The 4,259-nt window shown below is 69.9% G+C and carries 5 protein-coding genes; all 5 read right to left on the bottom strand.

Annotated features, from left to right (window positions below; all coding sequences use genetic code 11):
• Positions 1-124 precede the first annotated feature (124 nt).
• Entirely contained in the window at positions 125-829 is a 705-nt protein-coding gene (locus AB0C29_RS36190; RefSeq protein ID WP_360830157.1) for a DUF998 domain-containing protein, read from the bottom strand.
• Positions 826-2,076 (bottom strand): low temperature requirement protein A, encoded by a 1,251-nt coding sequence (locus tag AB0C29_RS36195; RefSeq protein WP_360830159.1) that lies wholly within the window; start codon positions 2,074-2,076, stop codon positions 826-828. Before AB0C29_RS36195 ends, AB0C29_RS36190 begins: the two co-directional genes overlap by 4 nt.
• Positions 2,076-2,696: a WHG domain-containing protein gene (locus tag AB0C29_RS36200; RefSeq protein WP_360830162.1), complete on the bottom strand. Its 621-nt coding sequence runs from the start codon at positions 2,694-2,696 to the stop codon at positions 2,076-2,078. The genes AB0C29_RS36195 and AB0C29_RS36200 overlap by 1 nt, the downstream gene beginning before the upstream one ends.
• 106 nt (positions 2,697-2,802) lie before the next feature.
• Positions 2,803-3,396, bottom strand: coding sequence for a DUF308 domain-containing protein (locus AB0C29_RS36205; protein WP_360830165.1), 594 nt, complete (start codon positions 3,394-3,396; stop codon positions 2,803-2,805).
• Between the two features lie 20 nt (positions 3,397-3,416).
• Positions 3,417-4,259, bottom strand: an 843-nt coding sequence (locus AB0C29_RS36210) for a YhjD/YihY/BrkB family envelope integrity protein (protein WP_360830168.1), incomplete at its 5' end; no start/stop codon positions are given.

Genomic DNA, 4,259 nt, shown 5'->3' on the forward strand with positions numbered 1-4,259 from the left:
TTGAGTGCCGGGCGGCAGTGGCGACGTCCGCGTTCCGCCCGCCGCCTCCCCGGCTTCCCCGAAGCGATCCCACGGTTCGGGGAAACCAGGGGAGTTTGGACCCGGGGCTCGCGGAGCCGGCGGGTCAGTTGCTGGTGGATGCCGTGTTTGTCGATGCACCGGTCGCGGCAACGCGGGGAGCGTGAGAGTCGGCCCGGTCGCGGAGCAGGGCGATGGCGACCGCGAATTGCCAGATGACGATGGTGTAGACAGAGCCGCGTTCGATCGCACCCGAGGGCAGGCCGGCGTCGAAGGTGAGGAAGAGAGCGATGACGGAGACCAGGCCGATCGCTCCGACGACGATGCTGACGAGGCCGATCAGCCGTGTCCGGGAACTCTTTCGCCAGTGGATGCCCAGGACGAGGGCAAGCACGTTCCCGCCGAAGATGGCCAGCGTTGCTCCGGTGAAGTGCAGGGGAAGCGTGCCGTTCTGCTGCGCCTGCAGGGAACCGTGGAAGGTGCCGACCAGGATGTAGCCGATCATGGTCACGATCCCCGTCACAGCGATGAAGGTACGCCGCCCGCTCATCGTCCGCGAGAGCAGCACTGTGGCGATTCCGAAGAGCAGGCCCTGAACGACGAATCCGGAGTTCATGACGACGTGCAGCGGCGAGTCGAGTTCGCGGCCCTGGAACACCCCGGCCGTTGCGGAGCCGAGGTCGCTGATCCAGTTGTCGGCGTAGCTGTAATCAGGCGATTTCCACGCCGCGGCCGTGATCGCCTCGGCGGCGAGATAAATCATCGGGCCCAGCAGGAAAGCGGCAGCGGCGAGGGGCCGAAGCTTGGTCATGGTGTTTTCCATTTCCGTCTGGGTGACTGATCCGTCATTCGTCGTTCGAACCAGAGGTGAGCCAGGACAATCAGGGCCAGGTAGACCACCAGCGTTCGGCCGCTGACGGCAGTGGCGAACAGGCCGAGCAGGAGTGGGGCCGCGATGCCGGTGGTGACCCGTGAGATCGTCCTCTGCAGGTCGGAACTGTGGCTGGCCACGCCGGTGACCACGCCGAGGGTGAAGTAGGCGGCAACCGCGCCGCACAGCAACCAGCGACCTCGCTCGGGCAGTGGGTCGGAGCCGTGCCCGACCACCAGGGACAGCGGTACGGCGATGGTGGCGACGACGCCGGTGACCAGGCAGTGCAGGCCCAGGGCGGCGCGGGCGGGGATCCGGCCGGCGCGCAGGTGCGGCAGGCCGGCGTATCCGAAGACGACGGACAAGCCGAACATGCCGGCCAGCAGAACGAAGGACGCGATCGCGGTGGCCAGCAGGCCGATGTCATACCGCGTCTCGCCGGCGGCGGCGACGACCTGCACCACCGATTCGCCCAGCACGATGATGACGAAGAGGCCCAGGCGCTCGGAGAGGTGGGCCGGATCGACCGACACCCCGTGGATGACCGGGCCCGGGTCGTCGGGGCGGCCTCCTGATCGCGGCCGGCGCCGGGTACGTTCCGGCGCGGTGAGGTACGACTGGACGCGCTGGAGGATCCTGCTGCCGGACAGGACCAGGATCAGCAGCAGGTCGAGGCCGACTCCGGCTGCCCAGAGCACGAGCTTCCAGTGTCCGTCGACCCAGAGCGACGCCAACCAGGGCAGCAGTCCCGCCGAGTACTGCACCACCGGGAAGTCCAGCAGCACTGCGCCGCGTTGCCACGACTTGGATCCATAGACGCGCGTGGCGATGTATGCGATCGCGAAGACGTTGAGCGCAAGGGTGCCGCCGCCGTGCCCGAGCACGGTGTGCGCCACGCCGGGCACGGACGCGGCCATGGTCCCGAGGCCGAACATGCCGACCATCAGCCGCAGCACGCGGGTCCGGCCGGCGGCGACGTTGCCGTACAGCATGAACGTCGTCCAGGACAGCCACAGAGCCAGGAACAGCAGGGCGTAGAGACCGAGCGCCGCGGCGTCCGGTTCGGGCCCGAGCACGTGGGCCAGCGCGGCCACACCGGCCACCGCCACGAGGTCGAAGAACAGCTCGGCCCAGCTCGCGTGCCGCTCGATCCTGGTGTCCCTGGGCTCTTCGTCGATGTTCACCATCAGCGGCCGCCGGGTGGTGATGTCCGGGTGGTCGTGGGTGTGCGGGTGATGCTGAGGTCGTGCAGGCCGCGGTCGAGGAAGTTGATCATCCAGGTGAAGCTGTCGTCGACGGATGCGTTGATCTGGAACCCGCCTGCTGCCTCCTGGGTCGAGAACCCGTGCAGGGCGCTGCGCAGCATCCGCAGGGCGTGAATCTCCTGACCGGAGTCCAGGTGGTAGCCGCGCAGCATGGCCGCCCAGGAGGCGACGACCCGTTCGGCGGCGGGGATGATCGGGTCGTCGGGTCCGGCCGGGCGGGAAGCAGCAGCATCGCCGGCCGCGTACTGGCCGGGGTGTTCCAGCACGTAGGTCCGCATCGCCTGCGCGCCGGCGGCGAGGGCGTCGCTGCCGGCCCGGCCCTGGATGGCGTCGCGGATGGCGTCGGCGAACTCGCCCATGGCCCGGACAGCGATGCGGTGGACCAGATCGGCCTGGCTGGTGACGTGTTTGTAGAGCGCGGGGGTCTTGACCCCGAGCCGTTCGGCGAGCAGGCCCATGCTGAGGTTCTCGAAGCCGATCTCGTCGATCAGGGCGGCGCCGGCCTCGGTGACTGACAGCGGGTTGAGCCGGGCCCTAGGCATTGGCCGGCGTCTTGCCGGTGTCACCGGCGATGCTCAAGGACTCGGTCATGACGACCTCCACAGGTTAACGACACTTCCTGTAGGTTAATGGCGTTAACCGAGTGCGTCAAGCGATCTTCCTCGACCGCTCCTCCCCGCGGGAGCCCACGCAAGTTCCGATCCCGGCGAAGACCAGGACCGTCGAGCCGATGAAGATGAACACGCCGAAACTGATCCGCGGCCAGATCAGGACGGCGATCGCGCCGGCCACGGTGATCAGTGCGGTGGCGATCTGCGGACCGCCGCGCTCCCTGGCCGGGCCGCTGACAGCCCGCGCGAGTTGCGCCAGGCCGTCCAGCAGCCAGCCGAGAGCCACGACGACCAGCAGCAGCACCAGCGAGCCGGTGAGATCGCGCAGGCAGAGGACGCCGAGCAGGCCGGTCAGGACGCCGAGGATGACGTCCAGCACGCGATGGAGAACGGTGCCGGTCGCCCGGAGCGACAGCCCGGCTCGTACGAAGCCGGTCACCACGAGGTGCAGTCCGAACAGGATGGCGATCACCTGGACCGTCGCCTCCGGCCAGGCGAACGCCGCGATGCCGAGCGCGATCGTGGCCACCCCTCCGAACAGCCGTAGCCAGGGCCGGTTTGCGGCGGACGCGGAGCGCGGGATGTCGGCGGCGGTCACCAGCCGGCTCGGCAGTCCGGGAGTCGTGGTCATGGCGTCATGCTGCGGCGGCTCTAGCCCGGTGGCCTCATCCCGTCCGCATGAGCGCGACCGCGGAGCAGCCGGCCGGCCAGGCTCTCGTCCAGGGTGAGGACCCGGCCGACGATCGCACTCAGCAGGACGCAGAACGCCACGACGTAGAGCCAGCCGATGTAGGTGAAGGCGACACCGATGGTGCCGTAGCGCTCGGCGCTGGTCGCCAGGGCGCGCGGCAGGTACACCGACCCGACCGGCCGGACCACCAGCATCACCAGGCCGAAGAGCACGCCGCCGGCCACGAGCAGCCGGACCGGCACGCCGCGGCCGAGCAGCAACCGCGGAATGAGCACCGCGACCCCGATGTCGGCGAGCAGCAGCAGGGCTCCCACGGCCAGCTCCGGCAGCGGGAGCCGGTGGGTCACCCAGCCCATCAGGCGGGAACCCACCATGAATCCGGCCAGGGCCAGCACGGCGATCAGCCAGCGCCACGACGCCCGCGGACCGGAAGGCGCCCGGCGGACCTCCCACACCACGGCGTGGGCCCGGGCCAGCGCGCGGGCCAGCCCGGTCGAGGACACCAGCACGATGAGGCCGCCCACCACGCCGAACGTACTGAAGCCGCCGTGGCCGAACGCGTCGTCGAGCACCCGCCGGGAGTTCTCGGGCAGGCCGGCCGCGTCGGCCAGCTCGCGGCCCGATCCGTTGCCCAGCAAGGATCCCAGCAGGATCAGGACCGGAAAGATCGAGGTGAACGCCTGCGCGGCCAGGGTCATGGCCCGGTCGAAGATCTGCACCCGTACCACCCCGGCCATGGTCCGGGCGCCCAGGCGGACGGGTCCACGCCGGGTGAGCCACGTCAGGGCCGGGCGCAGCCGCGG

The organism is Actinoplanes sp. NPDC048791 (assembly GCF_040650095.1).
GTDB lineage: Bacteria > Actinomycetota > Actinomycetes > Mycobacteriales > Micromonosporaceae > Actinoplanes.

Excerpts from the sequence above, each read along its gene's own strand:
- AB0C29_RS36190 (WP_360830157.1), bottom strand. The coding sequence starts at position 829 with ATGACCAAGCTTCGGCCCCTCGCCGCTGCCGCTTTCCTGCTGGGCCCG.
- AB0C29_RS36195 (WP_360830159.1), bottom strand. The coding sequence starts at position 2,076 with ATGGTGAACATCGACGAAGAGCCCAGGGACACCAGGATCGAGCGGCAC.
- AB0C29_RS36200 (WP_360830162.1), bottom strand. The coding sequence starts at position 2,696 with ATGCCTAGGGCCCGGCTCAACCCGCTGTCAGTCACCGAGGCCGGCGCC.
- AB0C29_RS36205 (WP_360830165.1), bottom strand. The coding sequence starts at position 3,396 with ATGACCACGACTCCCGGACTGCCGAGCCGGCTGGTGACCGCCGCCGAC.